Here is a 20911-nt window from a genome sequence, read left to right as displayed (position 1 = left end):
GCTCAGATGAGCGTTCTGATCTTTCCGCACATCTTGAGATGTGTCAACATCTGGTAGTTAACTGAGGTCAGACCCTCTTCCCCTCCGCTCACATGAGCATGACTAAGGACGAATCCAATGACGCACACGCCCACCTACTCCGAACCCGCACGCGACGTGCCAGTGATCGCCGATGTCGATGTGCTCGTCGTCGGCGGAGGGCCGGCAGGCGTCGGCGCGGCGATCGGCGCGGCACAGACCGGCGCCTCGGTCTTCCTCGTGGAGGAGATGGGCGCCCTGGGCGGCATGTGGACCCAAGGCCTCGTGATCACCCTCGCCGGTTACAACTCCTGGCTGCAACCCGACCGCGTCCGCGTCGTGGACGGCGTGGGCGGAGATTGGCTGCGCCGTGCCACCGCGATCGGCGGCGCCGTCGACCACGACGGCTGGGTGATGTCGACCGACCCGGAGAAGATGAAGCTCGTTGCCGACGAAATGCTGGCCGACGCTGGCGTCGACTTCCTGCTCCACGTGCTCGCGACCTACCCCATCGTCGAGAACGGCGCCGTGACCGGTTGCATCATCGAGACTCGCGAGGGGCGCCAAGTGATCCGCGCAGCGGTCACGATCGACGCGACAGGCAACGGCGATGTCGTCGCACGCGCTGGCGACGACTGGCTCAAAGGCAACACGCTGCAGCCGATGACGCTGCCGATGTACATCTCCAACGTGCGCACGACGCCGGGCATCGAGGCCGGCGAGCCGGCGCGCATCCGCACGGGTCCCGCAGCGGGCGACCTCGATGAGTACGGCATGGATGATGCAGAGGCCGCGCGTCAGGATGTCACGATTGACCGGCAACTCATGCGTGAAGCTAAGGCCCGGGGTGAGCTGCCCGTGTTCGGCGGTCCCTGGTTCGGCGGACTCGAGAAGGATGTCGTGTGGGTCAACTCGGTGCGCGTGGTCGGCGACGCAACCGACAACCGCGACCTCACGCGCGCCGAGGTACAGGGCCGACGCGAGGCCTTCCAGCTCTTCGAGTACCTGCGTGACAATGTCGCCGGATTCGAGGAGTCGAGGCTGCAGCAGACAGCCCCGACCATCGGCATCCGCGAGACGCGGCGCCTGGTGGGAGCTACCACCCTCACGGGTGACGACATCCGCGCCGCCCAACAGCCAGACGATTCAATCGCTCTCGGCGGCTGGCCGATCGACGTGCACCCGGTCGATGGCTTCGCCGGTTCGCACGTCATGTACGTGCCCGATCCCTACGGCATCCCTTATCGGGCGCTCGTGCCGGCGACGACCGACGGGCTGCTCGCCGCCGGCCGCTGCATCTCGGTCGACCGCGAGGCACTCGGCAGCGCGCGCGTCGGAGCGACGTGCACGGCGACGGGGCACGCGGCCGGGGTCGCGGCCGCACTAGCGGCACGCGACAACATCCGTCCGCGCGATGTCGACACCGCCGAACTGCAGCGCACGCTGCGCGCGCAGGGTGCACTGCTGTCGCCGGAGGATCTGTCGAACCCGGCACGATAAATGCTGGCCAGGTGCACGTCGCGACGCTTCATCGCGCATCGCGGCGTGCACCTGGGCAGCACGATCGCCGGAGAGAACTCGCTCGAGGCTGTGCGCCTCGCACGGCGGGCTGGCTTCGCCTGCATCGAGACCGACGTACGACTGACCTCCGACGGCGTGGCGGTCGTTCTGCACGACGAGTCCCTCAACCGCACGATGACGACGAAATCCGGGCACGACCTCGACGCGCTTGTCCTTATCAGCGAGGTGCCGTTCGCGCGGCTGCGATCGGACTACCGACTCCGAGCGCGCAAGCACGAAGACCGCATGCGTATCCCGACCCTGGAGGAGTACCTCGCGGAATGCGCATCGGCACGGCTCCTCCCGTTCATCGAAGCCAAGCCCGTCGAACACGCATCGGAGTTCTGCACACAGGTGCTCGAGATCGCGGATGCCGTCATCGGCCGTGGAGACTACGTCATCACCTCTAACGGCGCCGGATCGACGGCGCTGTGCACCTGTATCCGGGCGAGAATATCGCGTTCGCGGCCCCGCCCCGGCCATGCTTCGGCGGCGTCTTCCTCGATCTCGAGTTCACCGGCGCTGCCGAGGTGCGGCTCGGCCCACAAGCGTTCCGCATTGCCAGTGCTCAGCCGCGGCGCATCCGACATCAAGTGCTGCTGGATGCGCGGCCGGCATCATTCTCCTTCACCATCACGGCGCCGTGCCTCATCGGTCGGATCGAGGTCGTAGTCGCGGAGTACTGAACACCGAAAACACCGGACTCTTGCCCACTCCTGTCGCCCATCGGTAAGAATGGGGGCTTCGATAGGAGTCTCACCATGCTCAGAACCCCAGGAGCGCCCCGGCGGCGCACCCTGCAGGATGTCGCCGACGCGACCGGATTGTCGGTCAACACAGTCTCGCGCGCGCTGCGCGATCTATCGGGCGTCGGCGAGAGCACGAGGGCGCGGATCAAGACGGAGGCCGAGCGGATCGGTTATGTACCCAATGCCGACGCTCGCTCGCTCGTGCTCGGTTCGCGAAAGACAATCGCCGTGATCATCACTGATCTCGCGAACCCGTTCTTCAACGATCTCGTCACCGAGATCGAGGAGCAAGCCATCCAGGCTGGATACACCTTGCTCCTCCTGCTGTCGAACGAGGACCCCGAGCGCGAACAGTCCGCGGTGGACGCGGCGCTGCGCTCCGGCGTCGACGGCATCATCGCGGTGCCCGTGCAGGGACGGTCGAACCCCTGGACCGCAGTGACGAGGGCCGGCGTGCCCCTCGTCATCATCGCCCGCGAGTTGCCGGATGCGGAAGTCGATCTGTACTCGACCGACAACGCTGAGGGGTGTCGTCTAGCCACGTCCGCGCTGATCGAGCGAGGCGCGCGCGACATCGTCCTCGTCGAGGCAGACCTGCAGATCTCCACGGTCGCGCACCGCGTCGCCGGGTTCCGCAGCGCCCTCGAGGATCACGACATCGCGTTCGACTCTCGCAATACCGTGCTGATCCCCTCCCGGCGCACGAGCAGGGGCGCCGCTCCCTGGCGCGGCGAGGATGCCTACCGTATGGTCACGGATCTGGCGGAAAGCGGACGCATGCCGGACGCGTTCCTGGTGGGCAATGACTACTTCGCTCTCGGTATATACGCAGCGCTGCGCGAGCACGGCGTCCGGATCCCGGATGACGTCATGATCATCGGCTGGGGCGACTATCCGTTCTCTCGGTATATGAATCCGCCTTTGTCAACCGTGCGCCTGCCCGTGATCGAGATCGCTCATCGGGCCATCCGAAGGTTGCTCTCTCTCCTGGACTGCACCGCGGAGAACGGAGTCGCCGCCGACTACCTAGTTCCCGCGCTCATCATGCGCGGCTCAACCGTCGCCGAGCCAGCTTCCTCCCGACAGGACCGATGAGCAGGGGCCGAGGCAAGCAGAATCCACTCGTGACGATGTTCGCCTGGGCGGCGCTGCGCTGATATTGGGGCATCCGCCGCGACATATACCCGCGGCAGGGCGTCAGGTTTCAGGCATATCCCGCAGCAGCCGCTGCACCTGATCGACTCCGGGGAACGAAGCGGTGCTGCCGTCTCGTTCCGGTGCGGGGTCACCGGCAGCGGATGCTGGGTCGATCAGCCGGCGCAGCCCCGAACGAATGAGCGCGGAATCCATCGAGGTGATGCCGCTCAGTGCGAGAACGGTGACCCCCTGATCGAGCGCGGTCATGAGGCGCGCGACGTCACCCGCGGGAAGAGCCTCACCGGCCGGTCGGTCCTCCGTCGCGATGCGCTCGTAGGCGCCGATCATCACCTGCATGCGCTCCCGCAGCGCGAGGACGAGACTCTCGTCTCTGGCCGCGGTTGCGATGAACTCGAGCGTCGCGAGACCGAACCCCCGAACCATCTGCGTGACATCCAAACCACCAGCCGTCGACGGTTCCGTCTTGTCGTCGCTGGCCGCATCAGCGGTCGAGAACGGGTCCCAGTCGGCGTCCTGCAGCATCTCCTGGTTGAAGTCCATCAGGGCGAGGAACAGGTCTGATTTGCTGGCGAAGTTCGAGTAGACAGCACCCTTGGAGAACCCGGCGTCATGCGCGATGCCCTCCAGGCTCGTCGCGTGATAACCGTCGCGGGAGAACGCGTCCAGCGCGGCGAGGATGAGTGCCTCACGAGTCTCACGCTGCCGTTCGGCGCGGGTCCGCGGTGTGCGCGTCACTGAGCGAGAAGCATCCATCTCGCCATCCTAACGATTGACCTACCGTGCGAATCTGGATACTGTCGGTATGTGAAATACCGATGGTATCCGAAATTGAAGGACGTGCAGAGATGAGCGCAGCACTGGAAGTGGACGGCCTCACCCGACGATTCGGCGCCGTCGTAGCCAACGACGGGATCGGCTTGCGCGTGCAGGCAGGAGAGGTGGTCGGGCTGCTCGGCCACAACGGCGCCGGCAAGACGACGCTGGTCTCTCAGACCGTCGGATTGCTGCGCCCGGATGCTGGCTCGATCCGCGTCGCGGGCGTCGATGCGATCGCGGCCCCCGCCCACGCGCGTCGGCGCGTCGCACTCCAGCCCCAGGCGCAAGCACCGCTGGACGGCCTCACCCCGAAGACAGCGATCGAGATCGCCGGCCGGTTGCGGGGCCTGTCCCGCGGCGATGCCCGACGAGCCGCACGCGCCCTCGCTGAGGAACTTGATATCGGCCCCTGGTTCACCCAGCGGGCGACGCCAGACGGTGGCGGATTATCCGGAGGCGTGCGCCGACTCACCGCGTTCGCCATGGCCGTCGTCGCCCCGGTGCCCCTGGTCGTGCTCGATGAGCCGACCAACGACGTCGACGCGGCACGACGACGACGCCTCTGGAAGACCGTCAGACGCCTGGGCAACGAAGGCGCCGGTGTTTTGCTCGTGACCCACAACGTCGTGGAAGCCGAGCGGGTGGTCGATTCGCTCGTCGTGCTCGATCGCGGCAAGGTTGTCGCCGCAGGTTCACCCAGTCAGCTCCGAGGCTCCAGTGATCAGGATCTGCAACTCGAGCTGTCCCTGCATCCGGAAGCCACACACCCGGATCGCACGCATTCAGGCGGTACCGACCCGTCCGAATCGCCTTCCGAGATTCCGATCCCGATCATTCGACGAGTCCGAGCCGGACGCCGGGTGCTGCTGACTCTCGCCGCGACGGATGCCGCCGCAGCCGTCGCGTGGGCAACGACTCTCCGCACATCCGAGCGCATCGAGGGGTACGCACTCGCACCGGCCACGCTCGAAGACGCCTACCTCGCGGCGACGGCGAGCGCCGATACATCTACGAAGGATGCTGCTGATGATTGAACAGACGACGCTCTCCACGCCGACGACCTCCTCCGCACCAGCACCTCAGCGCACCGGCCTCTGGGTCGGCTACGTGGCCCTGCTGCGCTGGACGATGGCGCAGACCGGTGCCATGCTCCCGTTCGTCATCGTCGTCCAGGCGGTTCTCGCCGCCGGAATCATCATCGGCTTCGGTCTGCTCATCCCCGACATCGATACGGCATCCGCCCGGTTCCTGTCCACCGGTGCCCCCACCGTGATCCTCATGATCGTCGGGCTCGTCATGGTCGCCACCGGCGTGGCCCAGGCGCGCACAAGCGGCACGTTCACCTACCTTCGCGCGTTGCCGGTGCCTCGACCACTGGTCCTGGCGGCCGATCTGACCGTCTGGCTTGCCGTGATGCTCCCGAGCGTCGCGGTCGCCGTGATCGTGGCGCAGCTGCGGTACGGATTCAGCTACTCCTTCGACTGGCCGTTGCTTCTGACGGCATCCGTCTTGACAGCACTGACCGCCTCTGCGATCGGTTATGCGATCGCCGTGGTCCTGCCGCCGCTGCTCACGCAACTGGTCACGCAGGTGTTGGTGTTCTTCGTGATGCTGTTCTCACCCGTCACCTTCCCGGCAAGCAGGCTCCCCGGCTGGTTCCAGACCGTGCACGACATGCTCCCGTTCCGACCGGCCGCCGATCTCATCCGCGCGGGGCTGCTATCAGACACCTATCCGATGAACGGGCGCGACCTCATCGTGCTCCTCCTCTGGTGCGCGCTCGCACTCGCCGTCAGCGTCCGTGCGATGGTTCGGCGGGGGTGACCCCCGCGGTCATCGTCGGACTGGTCTGGCTCGACATCGCCTGATCCGCGCGCCCGTCACACTCCTCCACGCCACCCACCCCACTGCTATGGTGACCCCAAGCTCAAGGGGGAGGAGTGAAGCAGTGCTTGACGTGTCCGTTCTCGGCGCCGTGAAGGCCAGCACTCGCGGCCGCGAGCACCCGCTCGGCGGCGCAAAGCAACGCGGACTCCTCGCGCGCCTGGTCGTCTCTCGCGGTCGCGCCCTCTCGGCAGAGCGGCTGATCGATGAGCTGTGGGATGACGTTCCGCCCCGCGACCCGATCCATGCACTGCAGGCCCGGGTCTCCCGGCTGCGCTCGGCGGTGCCGATCGAGATCGAATGGGCGGATGGCGGATACCGGATCGATCCGGCAGACATCCAGACGGATGCTGCGCGCTTCGAGCAGCTCGTGCAGCAGGGGAGCATGTCGCTGACCGCGGGCAACTTCTCACAGGCCGCCACCCTGATCGGCGACGGACTCGACCTCTGGCACGGAACGGCATTTTCGGGCCTGCACGACCTCACCGCCCTGCGCGCCGAATCCGTGCGCCTCGAAAAGCTCTGGGCCGCCGCGATGGCAGACCGCATCGACCTCGAACTCGCCCTCGGACGCAGCGCTCCGGTCATCTCCGAGCTCCATGCGCTGCTCGAGGCGAACCCACTGGCTGAGCGCCACTGGAGCCAGTTGATCGCGGCACTGTACTGCGACGGGCGCATCCAGGAGGCACTCGACGCCTTCTCCCGCGCACGCACGATCTTCGCCGAGCAGCTGGGAGTCGAGCCGAGCAGCGAACTCAGCCGACTACACCTGGGGGTGCTGCAAGATCAACCTCCCGAGTCGCTGCTGCGCCTTTCTAGCGCGACGGTCGCCCACTCGCACGCGGGCGCGGTTGACGTCGAGATCGCCGATACCCCGGTGCACTCCATCACTTCGAATCAGCCCGATATTCTCGCGGGCATCGTTCGGGGTGGGCGTACGTCGCTGTTGACCGGGCCGGACGGCATCGGCAAGACGCACCTGCTGCGCGCCATCCGTGCGCAGTTCGAAGCGCAGCGCTGCACGGTCTCACTGCTGATCGCGACGCCGCTCAGCTATGCCGTGCCGCTCGGCATCTTCGCCGGCATCCTCCCCGAGAAATGGATGACTCCCGCCGCCCTCGTTGACCATTTCACCCGCAACCGTTCGACCACCGTGCTCCTGGTTGACAACGTGGAACAGCTCGACGAGGCATCCCTCTTCGTCATCAGCCAGCTCATTCGCAACTCGCGCATGCCGATGCTCCTCACCGCCACCGATCTCGAAGGCGCCCCCGACGGCATCCGCGCCCTGTACGACAGCGGCGACATCGGCGAGATCACCGTCACCCCGCTCACCTCCGCCGACGCCGATGAGCTCGTCCTCCACACCATCGGCGGCGCGCTCACCCCCGCCTGTCGCCCCCGCATCTTCTCGCTCGCGCAGGGCAATCCGCTGCACCTGCGCGAGATCCTCACCGCATCGGTGAACGAGAACCGCCTCGTCCGCACCGACCACGGGTGGGAACTGCAGGGCGAGCCCGCCTCGACGAAGCGCCTCACCCAGTTGGTTGGCGAGCGCTTCGAAGGCCTCGATCAGGCCAGCATCGAGACGGCCGCGAAGATCGCGATCTCCGGAGAGTACCCGGTCTCCGCACTGGAAGACACCGAGCGACGGATGCTGGCACGGGCAGGTGTCGTGGCCTATTCCGCCCCGGGGTGGCTTCGACTCTCGCATCCGCTCGACGGCGAGTTCCTCCGCGGCCGCTGCAGCGATGCTCTCTGGCACGAACTCTCACTTGAGGTGCTCGCTGTGCTCCGCGGCGACGAAGCCGCCGCATTCCCCGCAGTCCGCCGCCACGCGCACATTCTCACGCTCGACCTCGGTGAACCTGTCGACGTCGCCCCCACCCTGGAGCTCGCGCAGTACGCACTCGGGGCGTTCGACGAGCGCCTCGCCCTGCGCGCGGCGGCAGCGGTCATCGACCTCGAACCCGACAACACCGCCGCGCACCGGATCGCCGGGATCGCCGCATCCATGCTGGGCGATTCTGATGCGGCGGCCGCACACTTCGCGACTGCTGCTCGCACGGCGACGACGCCGGAGGACCAGACCGCAGCGGCGCTCGCACACGCGCAGCACGTCGGACTGCGTCACCACGACGCGCCCGCAGCACTGGCCATCATCGAGCAGGCACTCAGCGAGATCGACGACCCGGGTCAGATCGCCCACCTGCAACGCGATGCGCTGCGCTGGTCAGTGATCGCCGGGCAGACGCGTGAAATCGCAGACGCCCCGGGAGACACCACCAACGCCGTGGCCGTGCGCGGTCTCATCACCGCGGCGAACGCCGCGGTCGTCACCGGCCCCCTCGAAGAGGCCACCCTGACCCTGCAACGGCTGCACCAGGCCCCGGCCGAGGTCATCGCGCTGGTTCCCGGCGGCGCATCGCTCATCGAACTCATCGCGATCATGGCACTGTCGAATACCGGCGATATCACAGCGGCCCGGCGCCGCTTCGACAGGGCCATCGCCGACACCGACGTGCACGCCCCCGAAGCCCTCGGCAGTTGGGAGTATGGGCTGGCTCTCATCGACCTGCTCTGCGGCAATGTGCACGATGCGTACGAAGGGGCAGCCTCGGCTGCCGTGCATGTGAAGTGGCGCGATACCTCCGGGCTACTGCCCGCGGCACTTGCCCTCGCCGGCGCCACAGCGCTTGCTGCCGGTCACGCCGAGGAAGCGGATGCCCGATTCCATGCCGTCCCTTCCGCCGCCGACACCGACCCGAAGGTCGTCATGCTGCGGGCATGGGCGGATGCATGGCGCGAGAACGCGGCAGGGCGTAGCGATGCCGCAGCACGGATGCTCGTGGATTCGGCGCGCTGGCTGCTGGCAGCCCAGCACACCTACTTCGCCGGACTGCTGGCGCACTGTGCAGCGAAAGTGGTGGGATCGGTGCGGGCGCCGGGCGGCGCCGGCGATGCCCACGCGCTCAGTGACGTGCTCAGCGATGCGATCGCGCTGCTGGACGAGGCCAGTGCGATCGGCCACGGCGGCCTGCTCGGCTTCATCATGCGCCACGCTGTGGCGACAGCATCCGGCGATCTCATCGCACTCGACGCCATCGCGCACGAGGCCGAGACGCTCGGAATGCGGTCTACGGCATCCGATATTTGGCTGACGCTGGGGCAGCCCGACCACTCTGCACCGGCGGGTCAGTCGATGGCGCTGTGGTCGGCCGTGGCTACTCCGCCTCTGGATTCGGGAGGATATAGCTCACCCTCGTCGGCTCGTCGTCCGCACCCTGCAGGAGGGCCACGTTGACGTTTATCTCCCCCTTCTTATAAGCGGCGCTGACCATCTGGTCCATGTCGACAAAGGCGACCTCCTCCCAGTCGGCGAAGTCCGCCTTCACCTGTGCGGCGACCTCGTCTATGCCGCGCGAATCATCCAAAATCACCATCGTGCCCTCGGGCAACGTCATGCTCTGAAGGATGTTGTCGGAGACCAGCGGGATCTCCTCGGGGAAGTCGGCCGGCAACTCGCCGATGTCGATCCCAGCCTCACCGCCGGTCACCTGCTTGATGATGTCTTCCGCCGCATTCTGCGCCGATTGTTGCGTCGCATTCTCCACGATCGCGTCGAGCGGGTTGGCGAAGCATCCTGTCAGCATCGCAGCGGTGACGACGGCGAGCGCGCCCCCAGCGATACGCGTCGGTACAGATCTGCGGGTCATTGTGCTCCCCATGATGTTCCCCCCGTAAATTCCAGCCTCTGAACACACTTCAGCACCGTGCGCTCACAGAACGCTCACACCACTGCGATGCCCGGCGCGATGCGTGCGCGTGAGGAGCTGTGCGTGCGCGTGAGGAGCTGTGCGTGCGCGTGAGGAGCTGTGCGTGCGCGTGAGCGATCTGTGAGCGCCTCCTGATTGCATGACTGGACACAGCTTGTTCCACGTGTCTCGTTAGGGGAAAAGATGGACATCTACTCTGGCATGCTCGCTGCATACATGGCAGCACTCGTCGGCATGGTCATCGTCGGCGCACTCGTTTATGTCGTCACGGCATTCTTCATGTCGAAAGTCTTCGCGAAAGCGGGCGTGCAGGGCACATGGAAGGCCTGGGTCCCGGTCTACAACTTCATGGTGTTCTTCAAGCTCGGCGACCTCAGCCCGTGGCTCGTGCTCTACTGCTTCGGAGGAGCGATCCTGCTCAGCTGGATCGGCATCGGCTTCATCTTCTCGCTGGCGCTCTTCGTCGGCGGCGGCGTGGCCGCGTACCGCATCGGCATGAAGCTCGGCAAGGAGACCGGCTTCGTCGCCTTCTGGCTGATTCCGCCGGTGTGGCTGGGCATCGTCGCGTTCGGTAAGGAGCCGTGGAACTCCGCAGTGGCCCCGGCGCAGTGGGCAGGCAATGCGTTCCTCGCTGATCGCACGGTGTGGGATGGCGTGCCTATGCAGGCGGCGGCAACGGGTGATGTTCCGCCGCATGCAGGTGGGCCAGTCGTCGGCCGTCCGGTTGCGCCCGAGAACCCCGCAGGAGCCGACGCATAATAGGCCGCCTCCGCCCTCCGATCCCGGCCGGGTGAAGCGGCAGCCGCCCGGGTTGAGGACCGGGTGATGAGAAGGATGAAATCACGGCAGAGCCGACCGCTTGCACCCCCATCGCGATAGCTTACGAGCGTAAGCACACCGTTGACCTCAGGGGGAGATTTGATGCGTTATACAAGCGGTAACTACGAAGCTTTCGCGAAACCGCGCAAACCCGCGGGCGTGGATGAGAAGCGTGCATGGTTCGTCGGGTCCGGCCTCGCCGCGCTCGCCGGCGCAGCATTCCTCATCCGTGACGCTCAGATGGACGGCTCGAAGATCACCATCTTCGAGCAGCAGGCCCTTCCCGGCGGCGCCCTCGATGGCCTCGACATTCCCGATAAGGGCTTTGTTATCCGCGGCGGACGCGAGATGGAGAGCAACTTCGAATGCCTCTGGGACCTGTACCGTTCTATCCCCTCGCTCGAGATCGAGGGTGCCAGCGTTCTCGACGAGTTCTTCTGGCTTAACAGAGACGACCCGAACTCCACGCTCCGACGCACCACGAAGAACCAGGGCGAAGACGGCGGAACAGACTTCAAATTCAACCTGAGCGACAAGGCGCAGAAGGAGATCTCCAGCCTCTTCATGGCACTGCCGGAAGAGATGGAGGACAAACGCATCAACGAGATCTTCACCTCGGAGTTCCTCGACAGCAACTTCTGGCTGTACTGGCGCACCATGTTCGCCTTCGAGGAATGGCACTCCGCGCTGGAGCTGAAGCTGTACCTTCACCGCTTCATCCACCAGATCAAGGGCCTGCCGGACTTCTCCACCCTGAAGTTCACCAAGTACAACCAGTTCGAATCCCTCGTGATGCCCATCGTCACCTGGCTGCGAGAGCAGGGCGTGGTCTTCCGTTACAGCACGGTCATCACCGACGTCGATTTCGCGATCGAGCAGGACGAAGTGCGCAAGCAGGCGACGCGCATCCACCTCGTCGAGCATGGTGAGAAAAAGCAGATTGATCTCACAACCGACGACCTGCTGTTCATGACGATCGGCTCGCTCACCGAGAACTCGAACGACGGAGACCACAAAACCCCCGCGGCGCTGAACACGGGACCTGCCCCCGCCTGGGACCTCTGGCGCCGGATCGCTGCCAAGGACGAGTCCTTCGGCAACCCCGACGTGTTCGGCGCGCATATCCCGGAGACCAAATGGGAATCCGCCACCGTGACCACCCTCGATGCGCGCATCCCCGAGTACATCCAGAAGATCTCGAAGCGCGATCCCTTTAGCGGCAAGGTCGTCACCGGCGGAATCGTCACGGCCATGGATTCGAACTGGCTCATGTCGTGGACCGTCAACCGGCAGCCGCACTTCAAGAAGCAGCCGGCGGACCAGATCGTCGTATGGGTCTACGGCCTGTTCCCCGAGAACGAGGGCGACTACGTGAAGAAGCCGATGCAAGACTGCACCGGCGAGGAGATCACGCAGGAATGGCTCTACCACATGGGCGTTCCCGTGGATCAGATCGACGAGCTCGCCGCAACGGGAGCGAAGACCGTCCCGGTGATGATGCCGTATGTGACCGCATTCTTCATGCCTCGCAAACACAGTGACCGTCCGGCCGTCATCCCCGGCGGTTCAACCAACTTCGCTTTCATCGGTCAGTTCGCCCAGTCGCAGGAGCGCGACTGCATCTTCACCACCGAGTACTCGGTGCGCACCTCGATGGAGGCCGTGTACACACTGCTCGACGTCGAACGCGGCGTCCCCGAGGTGTTCAACTCGACGTACGACGTCCGTGCGCTGTTCAAGGCCGTCGAACGCTTGCGCGACGGCAAGGAGCTCGAGATTCCCGGCGGCAAGATCGGGAAGCATGTTGTGCACAAGCACGTCGAGAACACTGTGGTCGGGCAGCTTCTTCAGCAATACGGGCTGACGGACTGACCGGCCGCGATCCCCGCGACGACCGCAGCTAGCCCCGCCCCGAAATCGTCCTCGCGTCCGCTCACTCGAGCGGACGCGAGGACGCGGTGGTTTTTACCTGCAAGGCGGCGCTTGCCTGCGCGGCGGCGTTTTCCTGTACGGCGGCGCTTGCCTGAACGCCGGCGCTTGCCTGAACGCCGGCGACCACCATCGTGAGGCCGGCACCGAAGGCATCCGTCTGCTCGTTCACACCCGCGGGGGCGAGGTCAACCGAAGCATCCACCGCACCGACCACGGCGGCGTAGAGGCGCTGCTGCTCGTGGAACGTGTAGCCGATCACGAAGTGCACGAGCGTGTCGGCGGCGATGGGCGCGGATGCGTCGTCGAGTCCCAGGCCGCCCGCAGCTTGGATGAGGGCCGTTCTGCTGGGCAGATCGAGAAGGCCGAGAGCGAGCGAGCTCGACACGATCTCCGCGCCGTCGCGATGAGCGAGCAGCCGGTCGCGCAGCGCTGTCGCGATCGCGGCGAGTCCTGCCGCGGCATCCGATTCTGGGGCTCTTTCCGGGGTATCGACGATCTGCGCGCTCACGGCCGCGAGCAGTGCCTGCTTGTTCGGAAAGTGCCAGTACAGCGCACTGACCTGCACCTCGAGCTCTTCGGCGATGCGACGCATCGACAGACCGGGCAGGCCGTTCTCGGCGAGCACGCGCATCGCTGCCGCGACGACATCGGGCTTCGCATAGCGGAGGGGGGCGTTCATCCTGCTAGTGTACTGAACATCGTTCAGGTGAACAGTGTTCAGGATGTCAATCAGGAGGAACCATGTCCGTATCCGCCACCCGCACCCGCGGCCTCGTGCTGGCCGATCTCGTCGCTGGCACCCGCGCGCGCAGCGCCGCCCTGACGCTGCTGGGCACCGCGTTCATCACGGCCTCCGGCTACATCGTGATCCCGCTGCCGTTCACTCCCGTTCCGATCTCGCTGGCCACCTTCGCCGTACTGCTCACCGGCGTGGCGCTCGGGCCCTCCAGAGGCGCCGCGAGCGCGGGCATCTACCTTGCGCTCGGACTCTTCGGCGTCCCGCTGTTCGCGCACGGAGCATCCGGCTGGGCATTCTCATCGTTCGGGTACATCGCCGGCTACGTCGCCGCGGCGCTGCTCGTCGGAGCCCTCGCACGCCGCCGCTCCGCTCGCACCGTGTTGTCGACGCTCGGGCTCGCGGCACTCGGATCGCTGACGATCTATGCGTTCGGCGTTCCGTGGCTTGCAGCATTCCTCGGTGTCGACATCATCACGGCGATCGGACTCGGCGTGGTGCCGTTCCTGATCGGCGACGCCATCAAGATCGCAGCGCTCGGCGGCATCGTTCCGCTCACCTGGCGGGTCGTTGGGCGGTCGCGTTGAGGGGTGGGCGGGGTGGCGGGGGCGGTAGTCCCCGTTGATTCCCGTTGATTCCCGTTCATAACTCCTGAAGTTCGCGCGGGTGCGGCGGCTATTCCCGGCAAATCCGCCCGTTTCCGCCCATACCCGCCTGTTTCTCAGGAGTTATGCGCGGGCATCGGCCGGGCAGCCCGGGTCGATCGGGCAGCCACCGGGGCAGCCACCCGGCGAAGGCGCTCAACGTCGGAGCTCCCCTCTACGCTCGACACATGACCCGATACCGCCTGCGCGTGACACTCATCGGCAGCGAGCCCGAGATCTGGCGCACATTCGACATCGAAGGAACCGCCCGGCTGCGGATGCTGCACCTCGCGCTGCAGACGATCATGGGGTGGCGCGAATCGCACCTACACGCCTTCACTGACGCCGACCCGTTTGCGCCTGCGCTGCCGGGCCAGGCGAGGCGCTGGGAATCCCCGGACTTCGAAGACACCGCGGAAGGTGCCCTCTCCGAGGAGGACTTCACGGCCGGCGACGTTCTGCAGGGCGGCGGTCCGCTTTGGTATGAGTACGACTTCGGCGACGGCTGGATACATCGGCTCGACGTCATCGACCAATTCCCTTCCGACTCCGCGCTTACGGCGGTCGTGCTCGTTGACGGCGCGAATCGCGGACCGTTCGAAGATTCCGGAGGCCCGCACGGCTACGCCGAGAAGCTCGCGATTGCTGCTGATCCGCAGCATCCGGAACATGCATCCATCACCGACTGGATCCACACGACAGTCGGACCATGGGCACCTCATAACCCCGGGATGTTCGACCTCATCGGCGTGCAGACCGAGCTGAATCTCCTGTTCAACCCCGGCGAGTCCGGCATCGCACCGTACGACATGTCGGGAATCGTCAAGATCGAAGCGCACCGGCGCCCCGGAGATGTGCATGAGGCGTCGCCGATCGCCGAGTTCGCATCGGTACTGCCGCCACCCATCCGCTCTGAGCTGCGTCAACACCTTCATCGCACCGGCGTGCTCGAGCCGAATGAGATCGACGCTGAGACTGCGGCGCGCATTATCCGGCCATTCGGATGGCTGATGCAGACCGTCGGCGCGAATGGCCTCGCCCTGACAACGGCGGGGTGGATGCCGCCGGCCACTGTCCTTGACGGCATGACCGAACTCGGGTGGCTCGACGATTGGATCGGCAAGGGCAACCGTGAAGACCTCACACCGCCGATGGCCAATCTGCGCGAGACCGCCCAGCGCATCGGGCTCGTGCGCGTGCAGAAGGGACGATTGCTGCTGAGCGCTGCGGCCAAGAAGGCGCTGGGTGACCCGCAAAGTCAGTTGCGTCTCGTCGCAGGCGGACTGTTGCGGAAGCTCAGTGACGCCGAGACGGATGCGGCAGTCTTGCATCTGCTGGCGATCGCAGACGGCACACCCCACGATGAGCGCTGGCGCACCGTCGCATTCGGGCTTGAGGTGTGCGGCTGGCGTTCGGCTACGGGATGGCGGTTCACACGGCAGGACATCGGTCACGCGACCTTCCGGGCGCAACAGGTGCTCGATCAGCTCGGTGAACTGTCTGCTCGCCGCCGTCGCCGGGGCGAGGAAGATCCGCTCATCGCGATGTTCGCCCGCGAGGCCTTGCGGTACTGAGCGCTGCGGCACTGCGCGCTGCGCGTTCATTTCCGTTCATAACTCCTGAAGTTCGGGCAGGTCCGGCGGCTATTCCCAGCAAATCCGCCCAAATCCGCCCGTTTCTCAGGAGTTATGCGCGGGCAGTGACCGGGCAGACCGCATCGACCGGGCAGACCGAGCAGCCCGAGCAGCCCGGGCAGCCACCCAGCGACCGGCCTCCTCCCCCAGCTCACCACCCGCCGCCACGCAAGTAGACTGGAGATGCCCCGCCGGCCCTGATCTTGGAGTGCGCGTGACCCCCGAAGCTGCTGCTGCCCCCGCGACTGTGAAGCACGTCCCCGACTCCGTCTCGAACGCGGTCGCGACACCGGAGAAGGAGCAGCCGTACGCGGCGCTCGGACTCAAGCCCGACGAGTACGCGAAGATCAAAGAGATCCTCGGCCGCCGCCCCACCTCAGGCGAGCTCGCGATGTACTCGGTGATGTGGTCGGAGCACTGCTCCTACAAGTCGTCGAAGAACTACCTGCGCCGCTTCGGAGAGAAGGTCTCCGAAGAGATGAAGGAACGCCTCATGGTCGGCATGGGCCAGAACGCCGGCGTCGTCGACGTCGGCGAGGGCTGGGCTGTCACCTTCAAGGCCGAGTCGCACAACCACCCCTCCTTCATCGAACCGTTCCAGGGCGCGGCTACCGGCGTCGGCGGCATCGTCCGCGACATCATCTCGATGGGCGCACGCCCGGTCGCCGTCATGGATGCTCTCCGCTTCGGCGCGATCGACCACCCTGACACCGCGCGCGTCGTGCACGGTGTCACCAGTGGCATCTCCTTCTACGGCAACTGCCTGGGGCTGCCGAACATCGGCGGCGAGACGGTCTTCGACTCCGTCTACCAGGCGAACCCGCTGGTCAACGCGCTCGCGGTCGGCGTGCTCCGCCACGAAGACCTCAAGCTCGCCAACGCCACCGGCGTCGGCAACAAGGTCGTCCTGTTCGGTGCCCGCACCGGCGGCGACGGAATCGGCGGCGCCAGCATCCTGGCATCCGATTCCTTCGACGACGGCGGCCCGACCAAGCGCCCCGCGGTGCAGGTCGGCGACCCCTTCGCCGAAAAGGTGCTCATCGAGTGCTGCCTCGAGCTCTACAAGGCCGAGCTCGTCGAGGCCATCCAGGACCTCGGCGCTGCCGGCATCTCGTGCGCGACCAGCGAGCTGGCAGCCAACGGAAACTCCGGCATGCACGTCTCGCTCGACAACGTGCTGCTGCGCGACCCCTCGCTGACTGCCGAAGAGATTCTCATGTCGGAGTCGCAGGAGCGCATGATGGCGATCGTCGCGCCCGAGAAGCTGGATGCTTTCCTCGAGGTCGTCGCCAAGTGGGAGGTCGAGACCAGCGTGCTCGGTGAGGTCACCGGCGACGGCCGCCTCATCATCGACTGGCAGGGCGAGCGCATCGTCGATGTTGACCCGTCGACGGTCGCCGTCGACGGCCCCGTCTACGACCGTCCGGTTGCCTACCCGACGTGGATCGACGCACTGCAGGCGGATGCTGCTGAGCTGCTGCCCCGCTCGGACGACGCAGACGTGCTGCGTGAGCAGTTCCTGGCGCTGGTGGGCTCGCCCAACCTCGCCGATACCCGCTGGATCACCAACCAGTACGACTACTACGTGATGGGCAACACCGCTCTGGCCTTCCCCGACGACGCAGGCATGATCCGCGTCGATGAGGAATCCGGCCTCGGCTTCGCGGTCTCCACCGACGCCAACGGCCGCTACTGCCAGCTCGACCCATACGCGGGTGCGCAGCTGGCTCTCGCTGAGGCGTACCGCAACGTCGCCGTCACGGGTGCGACCCCGACCGCAATCACCGATTGCCTGAACTTCGGATCTCCCGAGAACCCCGAGGTCATGTGGCAGTTCGGACAGACCGTCGACGGTCTGGCGGATGGATGCTTTGAACTGGGCACCCCGGTCACCGGCGGCAACGTCTCGTTCTACAACCAGACCGGTGACACTCCGATCCACCCGACCCCGTTGGTCGGCGTGCTCGGCATCATCGACGACGTCTCGCGCCGCATCCCCTCGGGCTGGCAGGACGTGGGCCAGAACATCTACCTGCTCGGCACGACCTCGACCGAGCTTTCCGGTTCGGCGTGGGCGGATACCGTGCACCAGCACCTCGGCGGCCTGCCTCCGAAGGTGGATCTCACCGGCGAGAAGAACCTCGCGGGGTTGCTTGCTGCAGCCCGCGACGAGTGGCTGATCTCCTCGGCGCACGACCTCTCGGAGGGCGGCCTCGGCCAGGCTCTTGCCGAGGGCGTCATGCGTTTCGGCCTCGGTGCTCGCGTGTGGCTGACCGAGCTGATGGAGCGCGACGGGGTGGATGCGGCATCCGCCCTCTTCTCGGAATCGACCGGCCGCGTCATCGTGACGGTGCCGCGTGAGGATGATGTGAAGTTCCAGGGCCTGTGCGAGGGCCGCGGATACCCGGTGCTGCGCATCGGCGTGACCGACAGCGTTGCCGACCTCGAGGTGACCGGGCTGTTCACTGTTTCGGCGGATGAGCTGCGTGCGACTTCGCAGGCGACGCTGCCGGCGGCCTTCGGCCCGACCGTCACGGAGCCTGTTGCTGCCAGCGGCGTCGAGGGCCTCGCGTGAGCGAGCTGGCCGAGGTGAAGGACAACGAAGAGGACTACGGATCGCTCGGCGAGCCCCGCAACAGGCGTATGCGCATCATTGCCTGGGTGACGATCGCTTCGCTCATCCTCATCGGCGGCGGCTCGACGGTTCTAACTCTCCTCTTCGGCTAACTCCCGCGTCCCTCCCCTACAGCTTGCGAGTGTCCAGTTGTGGCGCTGTTTTGCGCTGTTTTGCGCGGAAATTGAGCCACAACCGCCCACTCGCAAGTGGTGAGCTCGCAACGTCTGACCCCCGCTGGATACTGGTCGGCATCGTAGACGGAGGAGACGAAAATGAGCGAAGCCAAGATCGACCTGATCAGCAAACTGTTGGCGAAGGCCGAAAGCACGACGCCGGAAGAGGCTGAAGCCCTCACCGAGCATGCCGAGCGGCTGATGGTGAAGTACGGAATCGAGCAGGCCCGGCTCGATGCGCAGCGCGCGAAGAATGGGCAGGCGCGGGAAGAGATCATTCAGGAGCGGATGCTGTTCACCGGGTCGTATGCGCGCGACATCCGTGAGCTCGGCGCTGGCATCGGAATCGCGCTCGGTACGATCCGTCCGATGTACTCGGAGGCGGCGACCGGGATGATTCTGTACCTCATCGGCTTCGCCTCCGACGTCGAGCAGGCCAAACGCCTCACCGCGAGCCTTGAGGTGCAGGCGATGGTCGCGATGCGGGCCTGGTGGAAGCGTGAGCGTGACCGTTACCTACGGCATCCCGAGAGTGCGAAGCGCCGAGCGCGCAGCGGGTTCATCCGCGGCTTCGGTATCGGCGCGGCCGAGCGCATCACCGAGAGCCGCGCGGTGATCATCGATGACTCCGGCACCGGCACGGCGCTCGTGCTCGCTTCCCGCAAAGACCAGGTGGATGCCTTCGTCGACGCCATCCCCTCGAAGAGGGCGCGCACGCGCCAGGGCGTAAACGCTTCGGCCTACGTGCAGGGTCGTCACTCTGGTCGGCAGGCGAACACCGGAGGGCGATCGGTCACCGTGTGAGCGGGTTGAATGACCGGAGGACGCATGACGCGCCTTAGGGTATGAGCATGACCGACAGTGAGCTGCGCACCCTGCTTGAGATGCTGCGCCGTGAGGCAAGCGATCGCACCGATGCGATTGCGAGCACGCTCACCGCTTTGACCCACGATCGCAGCAGTCAGAGCGACGATGACGAACATGATCCAGAGGGCGTGCCGCTGTCAGCTGAGTGGTCCCGCCTCAGCGGCGTGCTCGAGGGTGCTCGCGAAGAACTGCAGCAGGTCGATGACGCGCTCGCGCGAATGGATGCCGGCGCCTACGGCGTCTGTGCGAACTGCGGCGAACGCATCCCGCTCGCGCGTCTGCGGGTGCGTCCGTTCGCCGAGTACTGCGTGCCGTGCGCGGAGAAGCTCGGGCGCTGACCGAACGCTGCCACAACCTCAGCCGGCGTCGGCCTTGCGCGCGCCAGCCTCGAGCACATCGCCTGCTGGCAGCTCCTTGTGCCCACCGAACTGCAGGCGCATCGCTGACAGCACCTGGTTCGCGAACTGGTCCTCGTCACGCGACGCGAACCGTCCGAACAGCGCTGAGGCAAGCACCGGCACGGGCACTCCCACGTCGACCGCAGCCTTGACTGTCCAGCGTCCCTCACCCGAGTCTGAGACCCGACCCGCCAGACCATCCAGCGTGGGATCCTCCTGCAGCGCGGCCGCCGTGAGATCAAGCAGCCAGGACGAAATGACCGATCCGCGACGCCACAGCTCGGTGACCTTGTCGGTTTCAATCGGGAACTGGTAGAACTCCGGCTCCTCCAGCGGGGCGATCTCTGCGGAGTGCTCGGCCTCGCGCACACCAGCATCCGCGTTCTTGAGCAGGTTGAGGCCCTCGGCGATCGCGGCCATGATGCCGTACTCGATCCCGTTGTGCACCATCTTCACGAAGTGGCCAGAGCCCGCGGGGCCGCAGTGCAGGAATCCCTGCTCCTCGGGCGCGAGGTCGCCGGTGCGGCCGGGCGTGCGCTCGATGTCGCCCGGGCCGGGCGCGATCGTGCGCAGGATCGGCTCGATGTGATCGACGGCCGTTTCCGTGCCACCGACCATCAGGCAGTAGCCTCGCTCCAGCCCGAAAACGCCGCCACTGGTGCCGATGTCGACATACTCGATGCCGCGTTCACGCAGTGTGGCCGCACGGCGCACGTCGTCACGATAGTTTGAGTTGCCGCCGTCGATGAGGATGTCGCCGGCATCGAGAACCGCCGCGACCTCTTCAGCGATGGCTCCGGTGAGCGAGGCGGGAACCATCATCCACACGACGCGGGTCGGTTCGAGCTTGGCGGCGAGGTCGGCCACATTGTCTGCGCCCGTGGCTCCCTCCGCGACGAGTGCGGCGATAGCATCCGGATTCACGTCGTAGACGACGCAATCGTGCCCATCGAGCATCAACCGCCGCACGATGTTGGCGCCCATCCTGCCGAGTCCGACCATGGCGAGTTGCATCTGAAGTTCCTCCCGTTCGGGACCAGCCCGGAGTGAGCCGCGTCGTGGTCATCTTGGCACGCGTCGCCAGGAGGATGCCAGCACCAACGCAAAAGGCGGGCATCTCCGAAGAGATG

At 66.1% G+C, this 20911-nt stretch carries 18 protein-coding genes; 14 read left to right on the top strand and 4 right to left on the bottom strand.

The genetic code is table 11. The features are described 5' to 3' along the window. Positions 1-117 precede the first annotated feature (117 nt). The 3 genes from ACSS7Z_RS01065 to ACSS7Z_RS01055 all read left to right on the top strand — a co-directional run bounded on the left by ACSS7Z_RS01065 (position 118) and on the right by ACSS7Z_RS01055 (position 3422). On the top strand, positions 118-1518 hold the full coding sequence (locus tag ACSS7Z_RS01065) for an FAD-dependent oxidoreductase (protein ID WP_438252567.1): 1401 nt from the start codon (positions 118-120) through the stop codon (positions 1516-1518). Continuing rightward, positions 1519-2250 (top strand): glycerophosphodiester phosphodiesterase, encoded by a 732-nt coding sequence (locus ACSS7Z_RS01060; protein ID WP_438252566.1) that lies wholly within the window; start codon positions 1519-1521, stop codon positions 2248-2250. It abuts the gene before it with no gap. 89 nt (positions 2251-2339) lie between these two features. Continuing rightward, positions 2340-3422, top strand: a complete 1083-nt coding sequence (locus ACSS7Z_RS01055; protein ID WP_438252565.1) for a LacI family DNA-binding transcriptional regulator — start codon at positions 2340-2342, stop codon at positions 3420-3422. Positions 3423-3524: 102 nt separating this feature from the next. On the opposite strand, the gene ACSS7Z_RS01050 is transcribed toward ACSS7Z_RS01055, so the two are convergent. Then, positions 3525-4238 carry a TetR/AcrR family transcriptional regulator gene (locus tag ACSS7Z_RS01050; protein WP_438252564.1) on the bottom strand — a complete coding sequence of 238 codons (714 nt, stop codon included), beginning with the start codon at positions 4236-4238 and terminating at the stop codon, positions 3525-3527. A 92-nt stretch (positions 4239-4330) separates the two neighbouring features. Here ACSS7Z_RS01050 and ACSS7Z_RS01045 point away from each other — a divergent pair, with 92 nt between their 5' ends. The 3 genes from ACSS7Z_RS01045 (at position 4331) to ACSS7Z_RS01035 (ending at position 9489) form a co-directional block, all read left to right on the top strand. Next, positions 4331-5335 carry an ABC transporter ATP-binding protein gene (locus ACSS7Z_RS01045; protein WP_438252563.1) on the top strand — a complete coding sequence of 335 codons (1005 nt, stop codon included), beginning with the start codon at positions 4331-4333 and terminating at the stop codon, positions 5333-5335. Next, complete coding sequence (locus ACSS7Z_RS01040) at positions 5328-6125, top strand: ABC transporter permease (RefSeq protein ID WP_438252562.1); 798 nt, start codon at positions 5328-5330, stop codon at positions 6123-6125. Before ACSS7Z_RS01045 ends, ACSS7Z_RS01040 begins: the two co-directional genes overlap by 8 nt. A gap of 124 nt (positions 6126-6249) precedes the next feature. Further along, a complete protein-coding gene (locus ACSS7Z_RS01035) occupies positions 6250-9489 on the top strand; it encodes a BTAD domain-containing putative transcriptional regulator (protein ID WP_438252561.1) in 3240 nt (1079 codons plus the stop codon). Here the strand turns inward: ACSS7Z_RS01035 and ACSS7Z_RS01030 are convergent. Next, positions 9410-9901 (bottom strand): hypothetical protein, encoded by a 492-nt coding sequence (locus ACSS7Z_RS01030; RefSeq protein ID WP_438252560.1) that lies wholly within the window; start codon positions 9899-9901, stop codon positions 9410-9412. The two genes, ACSS7Z_RS01035 and ACSS7Z_RS01030, sit on opposite strands and share 80 nt — an antisense overlap. A 243-nt stretch (positions 9902-10144) precedes the next feature. Here ACSS7Z_RS01030 and ACSS7Z_RS01025 point away from each other — a divergent pair, with 243 nt between their 5' ends. After that, on the top strand, positions 10145-10720 hold the full coding sequence (locus ACSS7Z_RS01025) for a large exoprotein (RefSeq protein WP_438252559.1): 576 nt from the start codon (positions 10145-10147) through the stop codon (positions 10718-10720). 162 nt (positions 10721-10882) lie between these two features. After that, complete coding sequence (locus tag ACSS7Z_RS01020) at positions 10883-12652, top strand: oleate hydratase (RefSeq protein WP_438252558.1); 1770 nt, start codon at positions 10883-10885, stop codon at positions 12650-12652. Positions 12653-12713: 61 nt separating this feature from the next. On the opposite strand, the gene ACSS7Z_RS01015 is transcribed toward ACSS7Z_RS01020, so the two are convergent. Continuing rightward, a complete protein-coding gene (locus ACSS7Z_RS01015) occupies positions 12714-13391 on the bottom strand; it encodes a TetR/AcrR family transcriptional regulator (protein WP_438252557.1) in 678 nt (225 codons plus the stop codon). A gap of 62 nt (positions 13392-13453) precedes the next feature. Here ACSS7Z_RS01015 and ACSS7Z_RS01010 point away from each other — a divergent pair, with 62 nt between their 5' ends. From ACSS7Z_RS01010 to ACSS7Z_RS00985, 6 genes are all read left to right on the top strand, one after another. Next, the gene (locus ACSS7Z_RS01010; RefSeq protein ID WP_438252556.1) at positions 13454-14035 is read left to right on the top strand and encodes a biotin transporter BioY; all 582 of its coding nucleotides are present in this window, start codon (positions 13454-13456) and stop codon (positions 14033-14035) included. Between the two features lie 245 nt (positions 14036-14280). Continuing rightward, positions 14281-15666: a plasmid pRiA4b ORF-3 family protein gene (locus ACSS7Z_RS01005; RefSeq protein ID WP_438252555.1), complete on the top strand. Its 1386-nt coding sequence runs from the start codon at positions 14281-14283 to the stop codon at positions 15664-15666. A 274-nt stretch (positions 15667-15940) separates the two neighbouring features. Continuing rightward, complete coding sequence (gene purL, locus ACSS7Z_RS01000; protein ID WP_438252554.1) at positions 15941-18301, top strand: phosphoribosylformylglycinamidine synthase subunit PurL; 2361 nt, start codon at positions 15941-15943, stop codon at positions 18299-18301. Next, positions 18298-18453 carry a hypothetical protein gene (locus ACSS7Z_RS00995; protein ID WP_438252553.1) on the top strand — a complete coding sequence of 52 codons (156 nt, stop codon included), beginning with the start codon at positions 18298-18300 and terminating at the stop codon, positions 18451-18453. Before purL ends, ACSS7Z_RS00995 begins: the two co-directional genes overlap by 4 nt. Before the next feature lie 162 nt (positions 18454-18615). Then, on the top strand, positions 18616-19320 hold the full coding sequence (locus tag ACSS7Z_RS00990; protein WP_438252552.1) for a DUF2786 domain-containing protein: 705 nt from the start codon (positions 18616-18618) through the stop codon (positions 19318-19320). A 47-nt stretch (positions 19321-19367) separates the two neighbouring features. Next, complete coding sequence (locus ACSS7Z_RS00985) at positions 19368-19721, top strand: TraR/DksA family transcriptional regulator (RefSeq protein WP_438252551.1); 354 nt, start codon at positions 19368-19370, stop codon at positions 19719-19721. A gap of 18 nt (positions 19722-19739) precedes the next feature. Here ACSS7Z_RS00985 and gnd read toward each other — a convergent pair whose 3' ends face one another. Beyond that, complete coding sequence (gene gnd, locus ACSS7Z_RS00980) at positions 19740-20795, bottom strand: phosphogluconate dehydrogenase (NAD(+)-dependent, decarboxylating) (RefSeq protein ID WP_438252550.1); 1056 nt, start codon at positions 20793-20795, stop codon at positions 19740-19742. Between the last annotated feature and the right edge of the window lie 116 nt (positions 20796-20911).

The organism is Microbacterium wangyouchuni (assembly GCF_051546305.1).
Taxonomy (GTDB): Bacteria; Actinomycetota; Actinomycetes; order Actinomycetales; family Microbacteriaceae; genus Microbacterium.
Note: the sequence above shows the minus strand (reverse complement) of the source record. Positions and strands in the feature narration are given on the sequence as shown.